Source organism: Citricoccus parietis (genome assembly GCF_042433045.1).
Taxonomy (GTDB): domain Bacteria; phylum Actinomycetota; class Actinomycetes; order Actinomycetales; family Micrococcaceae; genus Citricoccus; species Citricoccus parietis.
In genome coordinates this window covers 14,855-31,956 of record NZ_JBHLWH010000011.1, presented here as the reverse complement: position 1 = coordinate 31,956, position 17,102 = coordinate 14,855, and the positions used below count along the sequence as shown (strand labels likewise).

The window sequence follows — 17,102 nt, the reverse complement described above, 5'->3', positions numbered from 1 at the left end:
GGTCAGTAGCGGTAGTGGTCCGCCTTGTACGGGCCGGCCACGTCCACACCGAGGTACTCGGCCTGGCCCTTGCTCAGCTCGGTCAGGTGGGCGCCGAGGGCGTTCAGGTGGAGACGGGCGACCTTCTCGTCCAGAACCTTCGGCAGCACGTAGACCTGCTTCTCGTAGTCCAGGCCAGTGATGGACCCGTGGCGGGCGAAGAGCTCCATCTGGGCCATCACCTGGTTGGTGAAGGAGGCGCTCATGACGAAGGACGGGTGGCCGGTGGCGTTGCCCAGGTTCAGCAGGCGGCCTTCCGAGAGCACGATGATCGAGCGCTCGTCCGCGGTGCCGGCGTCGAACGTCCACTCATGGACCTGCGGCTTGATCTCGGTCTTGCTGACACCGGGGATCCTGGCCAGGCCGGCCATGTCCAGTTCGTTGTCGAAGTGGCCGACGTTGCCGACGATCGCCTTGTCCTTCATCTGGACCATGTCCTCGGCCATGATGATGTCCATGCCGCCCGTGGTCGTGATGAAGATGTCTCCGGAAGAGATCACCTCGTCGAGGCGAACCACCTGGAACCCGTCCATGGCGGCCTGCAGGGCGTTGATCGGGTCCACCTCGGTGACGACCACGCGGGCCCCCTGGCCCCGGAAGGCCTCGGCGGCGCCCTTGCCGACGTCACCGTAGCCGCAGACCACCGCCGTCTTACCGCCGATCAGCACGTCCGTGCCGCGCATGATGCCGTCCGGCAGGGAGTGGCGGATGCCGTACTTGTTGTCGAACTTCGACTTGGTGACCGAGTCGTTCACGTTGATGGCCGGGAACATCAGCTGGCCGGTCTCGGCCAGCTGGTAGAGGCGGAGCACGCCGGTGGTGGTCTCCTCGGTGACCCCGCGGATGCCCTGGGCGATCCGCGTGAAGCGCTGTCCGTCCGTGGCGAGTGACGCCCGCAAGGTCTCGAGGACGACCTGGTACTCCTCAGGGTCCTCCGCAGTGGGGCTCGGCACGGCGCCGGCGGCCTCGAACTCCACGCCCTTGTGCACGAGCATGGTGGCATCCCCGCCGTCGTCGAGGATCATGTTCGGGCCCAGCTCCGGGTCCTGGTCAGCCCCGGGCCAGAGGAGGATCTGGGAGGCGGTCCACCAGTAGTCGGTGAGGGTCTCGTTCTTCCAGGCGAAGACCGGGACACCGTTGGGCTCGTCCGGAGTTCCGGTGCCGACCACGATCGCGGCGGCCGCCTCGTCCTGGGTGGAGAAGATGTTGCAGGACGCCCAGCGAACCTCGGCGCCGAGGGCCACCAACGTCTCGATCAGCACGGCGGTCTGCACCGTCATGTGCAGGGAGCCGGCGACCCGGGCACCCTTGAGGGGCTGGGCCTCGCCGAACTCACGGCGCAGGGACATCAGCCCCGGCATCTCGTGCTCGGCCAGGCGGATCTGGTGGCGGCCGGCCTCGGCCAGGGAGAGGTCCCGGACGGCGAAGTCGAAGGTGGCCCCGGGGACGGTGACGCGGTTGGCGTACCCCGGGTCGGTGGCAGGGCTTGGAGCGCTGTCGGCAGGGTTCTCAGTCATGGACCCAGCCTAAGGCAGACCACGTCCCCACCAGCGCGGAGGTTTCCCCGGATGGCGCTGTTCCCCGGCTCGCCGGGCGGGGTCAGGAATCGCGCAGCAGGCGCAGGGTGGGCCGACCGGGGCGGGCGGGGGCGTCACCGTTGACGGAACCGGTCGTCTCCGGGCGGGGGACGGCGTCGGGAGTGGTGCCGCGGCGACCGACCGAGGGACCCGGGGAAGCAGGGCGGACCGCCGGCTCACGGACCGCGTGGGCCAGGGCCAACAGGTCGTCCGGCTCCTCCGGAACGGGGCGTTCGGCACTCTCCGGCGGCTGGATGCGCAGCAGCTCCCAGCCCTTCGGCGCGGTCATGCTGCGGGCGTGCTTCTCGCACAGGTCATAGGTGTGGGGTTCGGCCAACCGGGACATGGGACCCAGGACCACGGTGGAATCGGCATAGTTGTACGTCAGCGTTGCCAGAGCCGCAGATTGGCAGCTGGTCTTGGAGCACTGTCGCATCGATCCCACGGCAGACCACCCTACCGCGCTGGGCCCCGGAAGCCGTGCACTGCCCCGCCGGGACGCGTGTCCGGCGGCGTTTCAGCCCCCGTCTGACGGCGTCCCGCCGCAGAACCTCCGTGTCCGGCACCGGCCTCCCGGTGTCCGGTACCGGCCCACCCCTGCGGGGTCTAGCATCGAGTCATGACTTCCTTCGAACCCGTTGCCGTGGAACACGGCGTGGCGCGGGGCATGGGGCAGGATTCCGGCGAAGCCCGCACACCCCGCTCGTCAGGAACCGTGTCCCGGTCAACCCGCCGGGACCGCCGTGGACGCGGCCTGCGCGGACCGCTGATGCCGCCGGGACTGCCCGGCGCCCGGAGCCGCAACGAGGCGTTCTCCGACCACCTGGCCGCCGCGGTGTCCCGGCTGGCCGAGGTCTGCGGCCCCGCCGTGGAACAGGCCCGATTCCGCATGACCATGGTCCCCGAGGACCTGGAGAACCGCCTGGAGCTGGTGCGGGCCTGGGGCGCGGAACTGGTGGACGATCCCACCGGCTCCACTCGCCGCGATGCCCAGGGCACGGCCGTCATCACCATCCACCGGCGCCCACTCGAGGCCCGCTGCCCGGCTCCGTCCCTGCTGCCCGACCTCGTCTACGGGGCGGTCGTGGAGCAGTGGGCCGAGCTGACCGGCGTGGCGCCCGAGGCCGTGGACCCCGACTTCCACTGGTAGACGCCCTGCACAGCCGGTGCCCGGCGCCGGCCGAGACCCGCCGGGCCCGCCCGGTGGCCGGCTCAGTACCCCACGCGCACCGGGACGCCGGAGACCTGTTCCTGCTGCGGCACCACCGGGTACGCGGAGATCCCCTGCTCGCCGCGCACGTCCACAGCGGCGTACACCTGCCCCTCCACGGTCTCCAGCAGAGCCCCACTGGGGACGCCACCTTCTCCGCCAGCCAGGTCCTCGAAGGAGAGCGCCCGGGTGGATTCCGGGCCGAGTTCCTGCACCCGGGACTCCCCCAGGCTGCCGTCCTCTGAGACGGGGGTGATCTCCACGGCCCCGCCGTCGGCCGAATACAGCACGAGGTTCGCCGTGGTGTTCTCGGGCCGGGCCACCAGCCGTTCCAGGCCCAGCGAGTCCACGGCGGACACGCTGGAGAAGTCGACCGGTTCGCCGGCCTGGCCGGACAGGCCCCGGGCGCTGGCCGCCACGGGAGCATCCGCGCTCACGGTGACGGTGTACACCCCATCGTCCAGCCCGTCGAGGGGGAAGCGCACGGTGGAACCGGCACCGATGTCCACCAGGCCGCCCTCCGGCAGTTCCACGGTGCCGTCCGGGCCGCTCACGGTGATCTCGGCGGTGGCCGCGCTGGTCGGCGCCGCGAGCGAGAGGGCCGGGCCGGCCTGCTCATAGCCGTCCTGGCCGACGATCTCCTCGGTGACCGCCCTGTTCGGCACCACGAGCCCGGGCATGACCACCCCCCGGGACGGGTTCGAGGTCGGTTGGATGACCTCCACGCCGCCCGGCGTGATGCCGAAGAGCCGGTGCTGCTGGGCCGTGGCACCGACCGCACCCCCCTGGGCACGGACCTGGACGGCCAGGTGCTCCTCGTCCGGGGCCATGCCGCCCAGCACGATCGACCGGGTCTGTCCGGGCGCCAGGACGATGCCGGCGGTGCCCGGTGCCTCGACCGGCCCGTCGGCCCCGTAGAGGGTCAGGTCCACGGTGCTGGCTGACGCCGAGGGGTTCGAGAGCACCAGGATCGAGGTCGAGCCCACCGTGGTGGTCATGCCGGTGAGCCAGTGTTCGTGGGCCGGGGCCAGGCAGGAGCTGGCGTCGGTGCCGGCGAGGTCGCCGTCCGTGGCGGAGTACAGGGACACGGCGTCCGAGGGCATCGCCTGTCCGCCGATCGGCTCGACCGTGACGGCCGTGGCCTCGCCCGCTTCGCCCCCCGGGGACTCCAGGTGGTCCACGGCGGACTCCCGGACCAGGACACCATCAGCACCGGCCGTGGCCGGGTCCCCCTGCTGGACCTCTTCAGGCTGGGACTCAGTCAGGTCCACCGGTTCGGCGCCCTCGCCGGACTCCCCGTTCTCGGCCGACTGCAGGGTGCTGATCGAGGTGCCGGGGAAACGACCGGCCAGATCGGAGAGCAGCACGGAGGTGACCCGGGAGACGGCAGAGGTGGAGACGGGGCTGAACTGCGTGTCCGTCCCCTCCTCGGCACCGGCAGGCAGTCGCGGCGGTCCGGCGCAGACGGACCGGACCGGCACGGCATTCAGCGCGGCGGGCGCTGCCCGGCCGTCCACCTCCGGCGTGGCGGGCGGTACGAGCGTCCCGGCGGTGACCGCGGCGGCCACCAGGACCACGACGCCAGCCCCGGCCAGGCCAGCGGTCATGGGCGCCCTGCGGACAACGCCCCGTTGGTGCGCCTCGAGGGCGGCCTGACGCTTGAGGTCACGGGCGGCTGCGGCCCGCTGGCCCTTGAGCTGCCCGCGCGAGGCGGGCGGATCCTGCAGCGAGTCCTGGCTCGGCGTCCCGGACCCGTCCGGGGTGCTGGAGGCGTCCGGCTGCCGATCGTGGTCTTGGCCGCTCATCGTTGCTCCGTCCGCACATTGTCATCAACCGTGCCGTCACCGGTGCCGACGTCGACTCCGTCCCTGAGGCCGGCGTCGCCAGCCCGCGGCCGGCCGTCCGTGCGCCGGGTGGGCGAGGGGATGGCCAGCAGGGCGGCGAGTACGAGCAGGAGTCCGGGAATCCACCAGGCCCAGGCCGCAGCCGGGGAGGAGTGCCAGACCCGGAGCTGACCACCGTCCGCGGGAAGTTCGAAAGCCTGTGCCCAACCGGTGCGGTCATCGGTGTGAGCGTCGAGCGGCTCACCATCGAGCGTGGCGTGCCAGCCGGCGTCGGCCCGTTCGGCCAGGACCAGCCGGCGGTCCCCGCCCTCCGCCGCGTCCTCGGCGGCTGGGATGGGGGTGTCCACGGTGGTTCCGGGCCGGGACACCAGGTGGGTGGTCTCGCCGGTGCCGTCGACGATCCGGGCGCGGGCCGTCGAGAAGCCCATCCGGTCCTCGAGGTCATGGGTTCCGGCCACGGGGATGCCGCCGGTCTGCTCGGGAAGCACGCGCCACAGCCAGCCCGAGTCGGTCAGGCCGACCGGGGCGAGACCCGGGACGGCGTCGATGGAGGCGGCCGTGCCCAGCTCTCCCCCGTCCCGGTCCCGCAGCACCACGAATGCGGCTCCGAAGTCCTCGAGGGCGGGCCGCGGGTCCGCGTTGGCACCGGAGACCAGCTGAGCGCCCAGGCTGCGCAACTGTTCGTCGGCACGGTCCGGGGCGGCCGCCGTCGGGCCGGACAAGGGACCGGTCAGGGAGCGTGCGGTCCACCCTGCGCTGAGCCGGTCCAGTGCGGGGCCGGCACCACTGGCGAGGCTGACCTGTAGTTCGTCGGCACGGCGCTCCAGGACCACGGTCCGGGTCGCCAGCGCACTGGCGCCCTGGTCGGCTGCGGTGGCCGGGAGCAGCCGGACGGGGCTGGACTCGATGACGCTGCCGGTGCCCAGCGTGGACAGCACCGCCTCGGCCTCGCCGTCCGCGGTGCGGGAGGCCAGGGCCTCGCCGGCGGCGGGGTCCAGGGTCGAGCCGGGGACGGTGCGCGGCACCACCCAGAGGGTCGCGGTCAGGGCCACGGAACAGCTGGCCAGGACCGCCAGCACCACCACGGCGGTCCGCCGCGCGGGGCCGATGCCGGCACGCAGCCCCAGACGCGACGCCCCGGGGACCCGGCGCGGGCCGAGGACCCCGTTGAACCCGGCGACGGCGGCGATCAGCACGCCCAGCAGCGCGGTGGAGGTGAAGGGGCCGGTGAACACCGTGACCGAGTCACCGTTGGCGTCCACCGAGGTGGCGATCAGGGGCGCGACGGCGGCGCCGGCCAGTCCCAGCACCGTGGCCCCCAGGCCGATGCGGGCCTGCGTGCCGATCCGGCCGGTCATGAAGGCGCCCACCACGGCGGCTGCCAGGATGGGAAGCCCGATGACGAGCGCCGCGACCAGGGCCCAGGGATACCCGGCCCCGCCCGGCACGGCCGTGTCCAGCCACGGCAGGGCCAGCAGGCCGGAGTCCGCGGCGAAGGCCTCCGGGAAGCCGAGGATCTGCTGCCACAGCGGAGCCGGATCGTAGGCCTGCGGCACCCCGGGATCACCGAGGACCGCACGCAGGTCCGTCCAATGCGTCAGGACGGTGGGGAGGAACAGGGCCAGGCCCGGCAGGGGCGTCCACCACAGGGCTCGCCCGCGCTGGCCCATCAGCACGGCAAGGCCCAGCACGCCCACCACCAGGAACGGCAGCAACAGGGGTGCAGCGGTCCCCAGGGCGGCGAGGAGCAGGGCGGTCCAGCCCGAGGCCGTCCAGGAGATCACCCTGCGGTGGCCCGGGCGCTGCAGGGCGCCCAGGATGTCCTCGGTCACGCCTTCGGGGTCAGGTCGCCGCAGGGCGGCCGACCCGGTGGCGCGAATGACGGCCAGGGCCAGCCAGGGCAGGCCGAGGTGTACCAGGAGGGCTCCCGGACGGCCCTCGCCGGCGGCGGTCAGCAGTGCCGGGGACAGCCCCCAGAGCAGGGCCGCCAACAGGCGCACGCCACGGCTGCGGGCCACGGCGCCGGCGGCCATCCAGGCGCCGATGGCCGCCAGGGGCATGGCCAGGATGGTCAGCCACACCAGCGCCAGGGACCCCTGGCCGGTGAGGCCGAGGACCGTCAGCGCCAGTCCGAAGGGGCCGGGTTGGACGGGGGCGCCGACTCCGGCAGGCGCCCAGCTGCCGGTGGCGTGGTGCCAGAGTTCGGCGGCCGAGGCGGACAGCGGCAACAGCGAACCGCCGGTCAGGGCCGGGGCGGCCAGCAGGTCGCGCAGGCCCACCAGGGAGAGCCCGCCGAGCAGCAGCAGGGCCAGCACCAGGCCGGTACCCACCCAGTTGCGTGCCGGGGTGGCCAAGGCCGCGAAGTCGTCGTGACCGCCGGTCGCCTCGCTGGAGATCATCGTGGATCCGGTGCCGTCGCCGATGATCTCCTCCGGCGATTCGAGGTCCAGCACACTGCGCCGGTAGGTGCGCACCTCGGCGCGGGAGGCCTTGAGCGGGGCCACGATCGACCTCGGCGTCCGCCGGGTGTTGCGGGCTTGGCGCCGGGCAGCGGCCAGGGGCAGGATCCGCACGAGGGTCCGCATGGTGCCGGCCAGGTGGGAGGCGCCGCGGCCGGGTTCCTTGGCCAGCAGCGAGGCGGCGAATCCGCCCAGCCCCGTGATCAGGCCCCAGACCCACAGCAGGGGCACCGCCCACGGCCGGGCGTGCTTGAGACGCAGCCACAGGGAGGCCTCGCGGAGCGCCGAGGTACCGGCGTCCAGGCCCTCACCGCGGCCGGCGTGGCCGATGACCGCCTCGGGGACCACGACCACGCGATGCCCGGCCAGCCGGTTGCGCCAGCACAGATCCACGACGTCGGCCGTGGGCGGCCCGGACGGGTCGAACCCGCCCAGCTCGGTCCAGACATCCTGCCGGATGAGCATCCCGGGGGCGGACACGGCGAAGGTGTCCGTGCGGGCGTTGTACTGGCCCTGGTCCAGTTCGCCGGGCTCGACGAGGCTGATGGGCTCGGCGGCGGCGGTGACGGTCATGCCCACGTCCAGCAGGTGCCGGGGGCGGCCCAGCTCGACCTGCTTGCAGCCGCCGATGGTCACGGAGGGCGAGGTCTCCACAACCGTCATCAACCGCTGGAGCGCGTCCGGGGCGGGACGCGAATCGTCGTGGATCCACCACAGCCAGCCCGTGCCATCCGTGGCGTCCAGCTCGGCAGCGCCGTCGAACGTTGCGAAGGCGAGGCCGGCGTCGTCCACGAGGTCGGCGAGGTGCTGCCGGAGGCCTCCGGCGGCGCCAGCAGACTCGGTGACAGCAGCCTCCCTGTCAGCGGTGTGGGGGTCAGCCTCCGTAGACCCTGACTCCACATCGGTACCGGCCTCGGTGTCAGGGCCAGTGCCGGTTTCAGTACTGGCACCGGCTCTTCCCGTGAAGACCGCGACGATGCGGTCCGGGTGCCGGTCCTGGTCGAGCACCGCCTGGACGGCGTCTGCGGTCAGGTCGGGCCGCCGGTCGACGACCACGACGGCGGTGACGTGCTGGGCCGCGGGGCCGCCGGTGACGGCGGACGCAGGCAGGGTGGCCGGCGCTGTAATCAGACTGACCGTTTCCGAAGGCGGCGCCGCTCACGCTCGGACAGCCCGCCCCAGATGCCGAAACGCTCGTCGTTGCCGAGGGCGTACTCGAGGCATTCACTGCGAACGGTGCAGGCGGAGCAGACCTTCTTGGCGTCGCGGGTGGACCCGCCCTTCTCTGGGAAGAAGGCCTCGGGGTCCGTCTGGGCGCACAGGGCGTCGACCTGCCAGGCGAGCTCGCCGTCCACGTCGAGGGGATCGGCCAGTCCGGGCAGTCCCAGCCACACGGAGGGCTGGGCAGTGCTGGTGGAGCCCGCGCCAGGCGCCTCGCCGGGGGTCTCCAAGGGGGTCACCGTGCCGGGATGCAGAGCGGTGACGGTGGCGAAGCCGTCGGCGTCGGTGTCGGAGGCCGTCGGGGATTCGCCTTCGGCGTCGTCTACGGCATGATCCGCCAGGAAGGCGGTGGCCTGGTCTTCGAGGGATCCCAGGGAGGTGCCGGCCTCAAGACGGCGGGCTGCGTCCGGATCAGCCGGGTCGAGGAACCAGTCGGCGGGTACGCTGCGGCCCGGGTGGGGGCCGTCGGTCAAGGGTTGGCCGGACAGTCCGGTCTGGTTGGCTTCGGACTCGTGGATCTCGTCGAGGCGCTGGGCGTTCTCCATGTGATTCCTCCCCGTTCTCACGTTCTCACGCTGATCATCCCGTCACCGGAGGTTCCGGTGTCTGCGGATCGGGCAGGGCTCCTGACACGCCTTCCGACCACGTCCCCCGCGGCGCCGGGCGCGCCCGGACCGATTCCGTCTGTACCGACGGCAGCGGGGAACCAGTGGTGGGCGGTGGGAAGCGCCGTGGTCACCATGACCGTTCCACAGTGAATTACACCGGTGTAACTCTCTATTAGTCAAGCGGAGACGGCACAATGTAACGCGGGGAACAGCCCCAAACCTACCGACACGCCGCCGCGCCGATGCTCGGAAGCGGGCGTGTTGTCCCACGGCGAAAGGACACCCTTGGTCAACCTCGGAACAAATCTACCCGGTGGAGCAGCAGGAGGCGGAAACGGTTCGTCAGGCCGGCGTCTGACCTGGTTCGAGGCCATCGCGGCCTCTCCCCGGCCGGCCGTGGTGGACCACGCCGCCCACGGCGACCGCGTCGAACTCTCCGGCCGGGTCCTGGCCAACTGGGCGGCCAAGACCGCGAACCTGCTGGATGTCGAGGGGCACGGCCCCGGGTCCACGGTCCTCCTGGACTTGCCGCTGGGTTGGAAGTCGCTGGCCCTGATGCTGGGTGCCGCGCGGGCAAGGGTCGAGGTGCGGTTTGCCCCTGGCACCTCCGTCACCCCGGATGAGTCCGGCTCGGTGGACCTGGTGGTATCCGGCACGCCGGGCGCCTGGTCGGAGCATCCCGCCGAGCTCTGGGCGGTGTCCCCGGGAACACTCATGGCCTTGGAGGAGCCGGAACCATGGGGTTCATCGGACGCGGAGGTGCCGCCACACGCCCTCGAATATGCCTCCGAGGTGCAGATGCAGGCGGACCAGTGTCACCTGCCCCTGCCGGGGACCAGCCTGCCGGCGCTCGTCGAGGCCTGGGAGGATCTGGCTGCCACAGGCCCCGGGGACGACGCCGGCCTGGCCCTCCCGCGGTGGTCCCACCGCGAGCGCGGTCTGGTGGTGGCGGCCGCAGGCGGGCGGCTGGACCGCGAGACGGCACGCGCCGTCGTCGGGACGTGGGACCGGGGACTCCCGGTGGTGCTGGTGCCGGAACGGGACACGGACCTCAGCGCGGCCTCGGCCCGGCTCGTGGACGCCGAGCGGGTGGGCTCCCCTTCCCGCCTTCCCGGTGATGCCCGGTGATGCCCGGTGAGTGGTTATCGAGGTTCGGCGGGCGTGCGTGCCGACGGCGCGGAAGGACCCTGAAGCGCCGAGCGGGCCGGTGGCGCCACCGGCCCGGAGTCTGACGAGGCAGACCCCCTGCGGTGCCGGCGCGGGGTGTCGGCGGTGCGGATGACCGGCAGTTCACCGGTGAGCCGTTCGCGGTCGTCCTTGAACTTGGGGTCCGCGTCCAGTTCTTCGGTGAACACCCAGAACCGGTAGGCGAAGAAGCGGAAGATGGTGCCCAGGACCAGACCGACCACGCTTCCGGCGATGAAGATGCCGGCGGTCGAGGTGACGCCCAGCCAGTACTGCGCCACGAACACGCAACCGGCCTGGATGCCCATACCGATGACGTTCATCACCGCGAACAACACGAACTCGCGCATGAGGTTGTTCTGCCGGCGGTGGCGGAAGGTCCAGAGGCGGTTGGCCACATAGGAGAAGATCGTGGCGACCACGCTGGCCACGATCTTCGACTTGACGTTGCTGCCCTCCATCGGGCCGTGCATGAGCCACAGGAAGATCGCCGAGTCCACCACGAAGGCGGCCGCCCCGACCGCCCCGAACTTGGCGACCTCGCGCCAGAGCATGGCGACCAGGGCCACGAAGCGTTGCCACAGGTTGCTGATCATGGGGGTGGGTGGACTCCTTGTTGCGTGCAGAAGACGGGCCGTTGCGTGCAGAAGACGGGCCGAGAACCGGAAAATGTCTTTGCATACCTTAGACCGGATTCCTCCCCGTTTCCTGACAACTGGAGGACGCCGGGCGGTTCTGCCGGGATGGGACTGATCCGCTGGTTACCCTAGGTCCGTGAGTTTTCCTGTGATCGGAGTAGTGGGCGGCGGCCAATTGGCGCGCATGATGGCCCCGGCAGCAACAGCCCTGGGCGTGCGGCTGAGAGTCCTGGCCGAGGGCCCGGACGTCTCGGCCACCTCGGCAGCCCCCTCCACGGTGGGCGACTACCGGGACATCGAGGTGCTGAAGGCCTTCGCGGCCGAGGTGGACGTGGTGACGTTCGACCATGAGCACGTGCCCCCAGAGCACCTGCGCGCTCTGGAGGCGGCCGGGGTGAACCTGCAGCCGGGGCCGGAGGCCCTGCAGTACGCCCAGGACAAGCTGCTCATGCGCCAGGCCTGTGACCGCCTCGGACTGCCGAACCCGGCCTGGGCCGCCGTGTCCTCCGTGGCTGACCTGCTCGACTTCGGCGACCGGACCGGCTGGCCGGTGGTCCTCAAGACCCCGCGCGGCGGCTACGACGGCAAGGGCGTGCGGGTCCTGCGCTCGCCCGAGGCCGCCGAATCCTGCGGCGACTGGTTCGAGCTGGGCTTCGAGGCACTGCTGGCCGAGGAGATGGTGGACTTCTCCCGGGAACTCTCCGCCCAGGTGGCCCGCACCCCCTCGGGGGCCACCGCCTCCTACCCGGTGGTCGAATCGATCCAGACGGAGGGGGTGTGTGACGTGGTCACCGCCCCCGCACCGGGCCTGGATGGCCGCACCGCCCACGCGGCCGAGGCGGCCGCCGTGGCCCTCGCCGAGGGACTCGGCGTGACCGGCATGCTCGCCGTGGAACTGTTCGAGACCCCCGGCGTCGGCCCCGGATTCATGGTCAACGAACTGGCCATGCGCCCTCACAACTCGGGCCACTGGTCCATGGACGGCGCCGTCACCGGCCAGTTCGAGCAGCACGTCCGCGCGGTGCTCGACCTGCCGCTGGGGTCCACGGCGACCCTGGGTTCCTACACCGTGATGAAGAACTACCTCGGCGGAGCCAACGAGGACCTCTACGCGGCCTTCCCCACCGCCATGGCCACCTTCCCCGAGGCCAAGATCCACGCCTACGGTAAGTCCGTGCGCCCCGGCCGCAAGATCGGTCACGTCAATGTCACCGCCGCCACCCCCGAGGACCTGGTCTCCGCCCGCGCGGCCGCCGAGGGAGCCGCCGCGATCATCAGCGAGGGACCGCAGGCCGTCGACCAGCAGGAGCAGCCATGACCCCCAGCGAAGCACCCGCGACCACCGCCCAGGGCGGTGTGGCCCCCGCCCGGGTGGCCGTGATCATGGGCTCCGACTCCGACTGGCCCGTGATGGAGGCCGCCGCAGCGGCCCTGGAGGAATTCGGGATTCCCTACGAGGCCGGCGTCGTGTCCGCCCACCGCATGCCGCACGAGATGGTGGCCTTCGGCACTGAGGCGCACGAACGCGGGATCCGGGTGATCATCGCCGGCGCCGGTGGCGCCGCGCACCTGCCGGGCATGATCGCCTCCACCACTCCCCTGCCGGTGATCGGCGTGCCCGTGCCGCTGAAGACCCTCGACGGCATGGACTCCCTGCTGTCCATCGTGCAGATGCCCGCCGGCGTCCCGGTGGCCACCGTGTCCATCGGCGGCGCCCGCAACGCCGGGCTGCTGGCCGTGCGGATCCTCGCTGCGGGAACTGACCCGGAGGCGGCGGAGCTGCGCGAGAAGATGGTGGAGTTCGCCGCCGAGCTGCGGAACACGGCCAGCGCCAAGGGTGAACGGCTGCAGGAATCGCTGGCCAACCGGCCCGGATACCGCCCGTGATGGCCGGCCAGGTTCCCCAGAGAAACCCGTCCCTCCTGCACGGCCCCCAGGGCGCAGGAGGGCCTGACCCGGTCCGCGACCCGCAGAGCGCCGCGGCACCCCAACGCACCAAGCGGGCCTGGATCCTGCTGCTGCTCACCCTCTTCGTCCCCGGCGGCGCCCAGGTGGTCGCCGGGAATCGTGCCCTCGGCCGCGCCGCTCTGCGGGTGACACTGACGGTCTGGCTCCTGGTCGTCGTCGCGCTCGTGCTGCTGGTGGTCAATCGCGACCTGCTGGTCCAGGCCTTCGCCAACACGTGGGTCCAGCTGGTTGCGGTCGTGGTCCTGGCAGCCCTGGCCATCGGGTGGGTGGTGCTCTGGGTCGACACCTTCCGGCTGCTGCGGCTCAGGCTGGTGGCCCCCGGGATGAAGCCGCTGCTGGCCTTCTCCACGGTGCTGCTGCTCGTGGCCACGTCCGGCATGCTCGGCTACGGCTCCTTCGCCGTGAACGCCGGGCGCAACGCCCTGAACGAGATCTTCGCGCCCGGCCCCGCCATCGAGCCGGTGGCCGGCCGCTACAACTTCCTGCTCATGGGTGGCGACGCCGGTGAGGGCCGGATCGGGCTGAGGCCGGACTCCATCCATGTGGCCTCCGTGAATGCCGAGACCGGCAGCACGATCCTGTTCTCGATCCCCCGCAACTTCCAGAACGCCCGCTTCTCCGAGGACTCCCCCCTGTGGGGCGCCTATCCGGAGGGTTTCAGCTGCGGCGACGAGTGCATCATCAACGCCCTCTACGTGGACGTCATGGAGAACCACCAGGACCTCTATCCCGGTGCGGAGGATCCCGGCGCGGAGGCCATGATGGATGCCGCCGGCGGCATCCTCGGGCTGGACATCCAGTCCTACGCGATGGTGGACATGGGCGGGTTCTCCCAGCTCATCGACTCCATGGGCGGAGTGACGGTCACGTCCGGCGGTTGGACGACCTACCGCGGCCCCCGCCCGGACGGGGAATGGGGCAACGCCTGGTGGGGCCCCGGAACCTATGACTTCAACGGCGAGGAGGCCCTGGCCTTCGCCCGCTCCCGCCACTTCTCCACGGACTATTCGCGTATTCGCCGCCAGCAGTGCATCCAGTCCGCCATGTTGGCCCAGTTCAATCCCCAGACCCTGGTGACCCGGTTCCAGGGCATCCTGGATGCCGGCGAACAGATCGTGGAGACCGACCTGCCGGGGCAGCAGCTGGGCACGTTCGTCTCCCTGGCCACGAAGGGACAGTCCCAGGGCATGGGGCGGCTGACCATCGGTCCCCCGGACTTCGAGGGCGAGGACGGCCGGTTCACGACCTACCCGGACTTCGACGAGATCCACACCCGGGTGGACGGCATGCTCGCCGAGGACGGCACCCCGAACGCCGCCGGCACGTCCCCGGCCCCGCTGCTGTTCGTGGACGCCACCGCTTCCCTGGTGGCCTCCGCATCGCAGGAGGCCGGCACCGGCGACGACCCTGCTGACTGGCCTGCGCCGCCGACCCAGCCGGACGGATCCGAGATCACGCTCGAGTATCTGCAGCACCTCGAGGACACGGGCCAGACCGGCCTGCTGGAGGACGCCGCCTCCACCAACCACCTCTGCGCGGCGGGCTAGTCAACGGCAGGGGCCTGCCAGCACCGTGGTGCTGGCAGGCCCCTGCCGTTGACCCGTTCCGGGCCGGGCAGCTCAGTTCTTGTCGGACGTGTGCCTCTTACCCTGATCGAAGGCGGCCCCCAGGATCACAAGGAGGCCGGCGGCCACCAGGACCACGCTGACTCCCACGGTCGAGTTGGTGGGTGAGGCCACCACCAGAGACAGGGCGCCCAGCGGAGCCAGACCGCCCGCCACGGCCGTGCCGATCTCGCGAGCGGTGCCGACACCGGTCGCCCGGGACTCGGGGGTGAACTGACGGGACAGGAAGGATCCCTGCGCGGAGAACATCATCGGCGCCAGGATGCCTGTGCCGATGCCGATGGCTAGGTACACGGACCACGTGGAGGACACGCCCAGAAGGCCCATGAAGCCGAACGCAAAGACGGCGGACAGGGCGCCGCCCCAGGTGATGACGGCCTTGGAGCCGAAGCGGTCGCACAGTTCGCCGCAGATCGGCACCACCACGATGGCGACGAGCCCGGCGACCATGACAGCACCGGACGTGGTGTTGGCGCTGATGCCCTGGAACTCATCTAGGTAGGCCACCGAGAAGGTCTTGAAGATGTAACTCAGGGCGTTGTAGCCGATGGCGACGACAAAGACCACCAACAGGCCGCGCCAGTGGTCGCGGAAGACCTGGCCGAACGTCGACTTGTCATCCGCCTTCTCCACGCGGTTCTCGAACTCGGGCGACTCGGGCAGGGACTGGCGGACCCACATGCCCACTCCGATCAAGATGATGCTGGCCACGAACGGGATGCGCCAGCCGCCGCTCATGAGGAACTCATCGCCGTTGAGGGTCATCACGAAGATGGTGGCGGAGGACAAGACGAGGCCGAGGTTCAGGCCTAGGGCCGGCCAGGCTCCCTGGCGGCCCCGGCGTCCTGCCGAGGCGTGTTCATAGGAGTTCACGGCCGCGGAGGCATACTCCGCGCCGGCGCCCATGCCCTGCAGCACGCGCAGGACCACCAGCAAGATCGGCGCCCAGACTCCGGCCACGGCGTAGGTGGGCAGGATGCCGATCAGGAAGGTCGAGATGCCCATCAAGGCGAAGGTGATAACCAGCGTCTTCTTGCGTCCGATGCGATCGCCCATCCGTCCGAAGACGATGCCACCGATCGGCCGGGCAATGAACCCGACCGCAAAGGTCGCAAAGGCGCTCAGGGTCGCGAGCTGGCTGTCCACGGCGGGAAAGAACACCGCGCCGAAGACGATCGAAGCCATGGTGGCGTAGAGGTAGAAGTCGAACCACTCGACGGTTGTTCCGATGATGGTGGCCGACATGACCTTGCGCAGGCGGCTGCGTTCCTCCTCGGGTGTCTCGGGTGGTCGGGAAGCGGTGGTGGTGTGAGTGGTCATTCTCTTCTTTCACGTGGTGGAGTGGACGCCCCGTCCGGGCCGGGCGGCCTCAGGAGCTGGTGGAGGGAGTGCCTAGACCGAGGCCAACCGATGGTTCGCGGCCATCTCGGAGACGATGTGTTCGGCGATGGCCAGGGACGAGGTGGCCCCAGGGGACGGTGCGTTGCGCAGGAGCGTGGCGCGCCCGATGACCTCGATGACGAAGTCGTCCACGAGGTCGCCGTTCACATCCATCGACTGAGCGCGGATGCCACGCGTGATGGGCGTGGACTCCGCCCCTTCCAGGGAGGGCACGTAGCGCGCGGCGCCGGCCAGGAACTTTTGGCGGGAGACCACGGCACCGAACTCCTGGACGGCCGCCGACATGTTGCGGCTGGCGAACTTCCAGAACCCCGCGTTGGCCACCACGTCCAGACTGTCCTTGATGCCGATGCGCCGCCCGGAGTAGTTCTCCCGGCCGAACGAGAGGAAGGCGTTGGGGCCCACGAGCATCTCCCCGTCGACGCGCTTGGTCAGGTGGACGCCGAGGAAGGGGTAGGCGGGGTCCGGCACGGGGTAGACCAGTCCGTTGAGCACGGTGCGGTACTCCGGGGCCAGCTTCGAGTACTGCCCAAAGAACGGCACGATCTTCGGGTAGGCATCTCCCCCGGCCATCCGGGCGATGCGGTCTGATTGGAGTCCGGCGCAGGCGATGACGAAGTCGAAGGACTCGGTGCCCTCCGGGGTGCTGATGCTGCATCCGTCCGCGGAGTTGGTGATCCCGGTGACCTCGGCGCCGAGGCGAACGGTCCCGCCAGCCGACCGGACGTCGTCGACGAGCGCCCGGGTCACCGCGGCATAGTCGATGATCGCCGTGTGCGGGGAGTGGAGCGCGAGGCGCCCGGTGGCGTTGGGCTCGATCTCGAGGATCCGTTCCGGGCCGACCAGTTCGACGCCCGGCACGCCGTTGGCGATGGCCTTCTCGTGGATGCTCCGCAGCCGGTCCTCCTCCACCTGCTCCAAGGCCACGACCAACTTGCCGCACTCCTCATAGGGCACACCGCGGTCCAGGGCGAAGTCCCGCAGCAGGTTGACCCCACGGCGGCACAGCCGGGCCTTCAGGCTGCCCGGCTGGTAGTAGAGGCCGGCGTGGACCACGCCGGAGTTGTGGCCGGTCTGATGGGAGGCCACGCTGTCCGCCTTGTCATACACGGTGACGTGGTCGTCGGGGAACCGTTGGGTCAGCTCCCGGGCGACCGCGGCACCGATGATTCCGGCACCGATGACGGCGAATGAGGTCATGACTGGACCTTCGCTTTCTGTGGGTTGAGTGGGGACGCAGCGCACCAGGGCCCTGCTGCCCCATGGGATCTATGAGGTCTATCGGGTCTATCGGGTCTATGGGGTCTATGGGGTCTATGGGTTGGCA

General features: G+C 71.0%; 13 protein-coding genes. 5 read left to right on the top strand and 8 right to left on the bottom strand.

The window, feature by feature from the left end; genetic code table 11:
• Positions 1-2: 2 nt before the first annotated feature.
• Positions 3-1,556 carry an adenosylhomocysteinase gene (ahcY, locus tag ACFFIO_RS03455; protein WP_378040206.1) on the bottom strand — a complete coding sequence of 518 codons (1,554 nt, stop codon included), beginning with the start codon at positions 1,554-1,556 and terminating at the stop codon, positions 3-5.
• A gap of 82 nt (positions 1,557-1,638) precedes the next feature.
• Positions 1,639-2,052, bottom strand: coding sequence for a DUF3499 domain-containing protein (locus tag ACFFIO_RS03450; RefSeq protein WP_378040302.1), 414 nt, complete (start codon positions 2,050-2,052; stop codon positions 1,639-1,641).
• 183 nt (positions 2,053-2,235) lie between these two features.
• Here ACFFIO_RS03450 and ACFFIO_RS03445 point away from each other — a divergent pair, with 183 nt between their 5' ends.
• Positions 2,236-2,766, top strand: coding sequence for a metallopeptidase family protein (locus ACFFIO_RS03445; protein ID WP_378040205.1), 531 nt, complete (start codon positions 2,236-2,238; stop codon positions 2,764-2,766).
• Between the two features lie 62 nt (positions 2,767-2,828).
• Here ACFFIO_RS03445 and ACFFIO_RS03440 read toward each other — a convergent pair whose 3' ends face one another.
• From ACFFIO_RS03440 to ACFFIO_RS03430, 3 genes are all read right to left on the bottom strand, one after another.
• Positions 2,829-4,631 (bottom strand): DUF5719 family protein, encoded by a 1,803-nt coding sequence (locus ACFFIO_RS03440; RefSeq protein WP_378040204.1) that lies wholly within the window; start codon positions 4,629-4,631, stop codon positions 2,829-2,831.
• Positions 4,628-8,185 carry a glycosyltransferase gene (locus ACFFIO_RS03435; protein WP_378040203.1) on the bottom strand — a complete coding sequence of 1,186 codons (3,558 nt, stop codon included), beginning with the start codon at positions 8,183-8,185 and terminating at the stop codon, positions 4,628-4,630. The genes ACFFIO_RS03440 and ACFFIO_RS03435 overlap by 4 nt, the downstream gene beginning before the upstream one ends.
• A 71-nt stretch (positions 8,186-8,256) precedes the next feature.
• Positions 8,257-8,895, bottom strand: coding sequence for a WhiB family transcriptional regulator (locus tag ACFFIO_RS03430; protein WP_378040202.1), 639 nt, complete (start codon positions 8,893-8,895; stop codon positions 8,257-8,259).
• 348 nt (positions 8,896-9,243) lie between these two features.
• On the opposite strand from ACFFIO_RS03430, the gene ACFFIO_RS03425 reads away from it, so the two are divergent.
• Entirely contained in the window at positions 9,244-10,086 is an 843-nt protein-coding gene (locus ACFFIO_RS03425; RefSeq protein ID WP_378040201.1) for a TIGR03089 family protein, read from the top strand.
• Between the two features lie 14 nt (positions 10,087-10,100).
• Here the strand turns inward: ACFFIO_RS03425 and ACFFIO_RS03420 are convergent, their stop codons facing one another.
• Positions 10,101-10,739 carry a GtrA family protein gene (locus ACFFIO_RS03420; RefSeq protein WP_378040200.1) on the bottom strand — a complete coding sequence of 213 codons (639 nt, stop codon included), beginning with the start codon at positions 10,737-10,739 and terminating at the stop codon, positions 10,101-10,103.
• A 178-nt stretch (positions 10,740-10,917) separates the two neighbouring features.
• On the opposite strand from ACFFIO_RS03420, the gene ACFFIO_RS03415 reads away from it, so the two are divergent.
• From ACFFIO_RS03415 to ACFFIO_RS03405, 3 genes are read left to right on the top strand one after another with little or no spacing between them, the layout of a single operon-like run.
• A complete protein-coding gene (locus tag ACFFIO_RS03415) occupies positions 10,918-12,099 on the top strand; it encodes a 5-(carboxyamino)imidazole ribonucleotide synthase (protein ID WP_378040199.1) in 1,182 nt (393 codons plus the stop codon).
• Complete coding sequence (gene purE / locus ACFFIO_RS03410) at positions 12,096-12,668, top strand: 5-(carboxyamino)imidazole ribonucleotide mutase (protein WP_378040198.1); 573 nt, start codon at positions 12,096-12,098, stop codon at positions 12,666-12,668. Before ACFFIO_RS03415 ends, purE begins: the two co-directional genes overlap by 4 nt.
• Complete coding sequence (locus ACFFIO_RS03405) at positions 12,668-14,296, top strand: LCP family protein (RefSeq protein WP_378040197.1); 1,629 nt, start codon at positions 12,668-12,670, stop codon at positions 14,294-14,296. The genes purE and ACFFIO_RS03405 overlap by 1 nt, the downstream gene beginning before the upstream one ends.
• 72 nt (positions 14,297-14,368) lie before the next feature.
• On the opposite strand, the gene ACFFIO_RS03400 is transcribed toward ACFFIO_RS03405, so the two are convergent.
• Both ACFFIO_RS03400 and lhgD read right to left on the bottom strand, forming a co-directional pair.
• Complete coding sequence (locus ACFFIO_RS03400; RefSeq protein ID WP_378040196.1) at positions 14,369-15,694, bottom strand: MFS transporter; 1,326 nt, start codon at positions 15,692-15,694, stop codon at positions 14,369-14,371.
• Between the two features lie 72 nt (positions 15,695-15,766).
• A complete protein-coding gene (gene lhgD, locus ACFFIO_RS03395) occupies positions 15,767-16,975 on the bottom strand; it encodes an L-2-hydroxyglutarate dehydrogenase (RefSeq protein ID WP_378040195.1) in 1,209 nt (402 codons plus the stop codon).
• Positions 16,976-17,102: the final 127 nt, after the last annotated feature.

What these genes read in the sequence shown, in the direction of transcription:
- ahcY (WP_378040206.1), bottom strand. Translation starts at nt 1,556, where the DNA reads ATGACTGAGAACCCTGCCGACAGCGCTCCAAGCCCTGCCACCGACCCG.
- ACFFIO_RS03450 (WP_378040302.1), bottom strand. Translation starts at nt 2,052, where the DNA reads ATGCGACAGTGCTCCAAGACCAGCTGCCAATCTGCGGCTCTGGCAACG.
- ACFFIO_RS03445 (WP_378040205.1), top strand. Translation starts at nt 2,236, where the DNA reads ATGACTTCCTTCGAACCCGTTGCCGTGGAACACGGCGTGGCGCGGGGC.
- ACFFIO_RS03440 (WP_378040204.1), bottom strand. Translation starts at nt 4,631, where the DNA reads ATGAGCGGCCAAGACCACGATCGGCAGCCGGACGCCTCCAGCACCCCG.
- ACFFIO_RS03430 (WP_378040202.1), bottom strand. Translation starts at nt 8,895, where the DNA reads ATGGAGAACGCCCAGCGCCTCGACGAGATCCACGAGTCCGAAGCCAAC.
- ACFFIO_RS03420 (WP_378040200.1), bottom strand. Translation starts at nt 10,739, where the DNA reads ATGATCAGCAACCTGTGGCAACGCTTCGTGGCCCTGGTCGCCATGCTC.
- purE (WP_378040198.1), top strand. Translation starts at nt 12,096, where the DNA reads ATGACCCCCAGCGAAGCACCCGCGACCACCGCCCAGGGCGGTGTGGCC.
- ACFFIO_RS03405 (WP_378040197.1), top strand. Translation starts at nt 12,668, where the DNA reads ATGGCCGGCCAGGTTCCCCAGAGAAACCCGTCCCTCCTGCACGGCCCC.
- ACFFIO_RS03400 (WP_378040196.1), bottom strand. Translation starts at nt 15,694, where the DNA reads ATGACCACTCACACCACCACCGCTTCCCGACCACCCGAGACACCCGAG.
- lhgD (WP_378040195.1), bottom strand. Translation starts at nt 16,975, where the DNA reads ATGACCTCATTCGCCGTCATCGGTGCCGGAATCATCGGTGCCGCGGTC.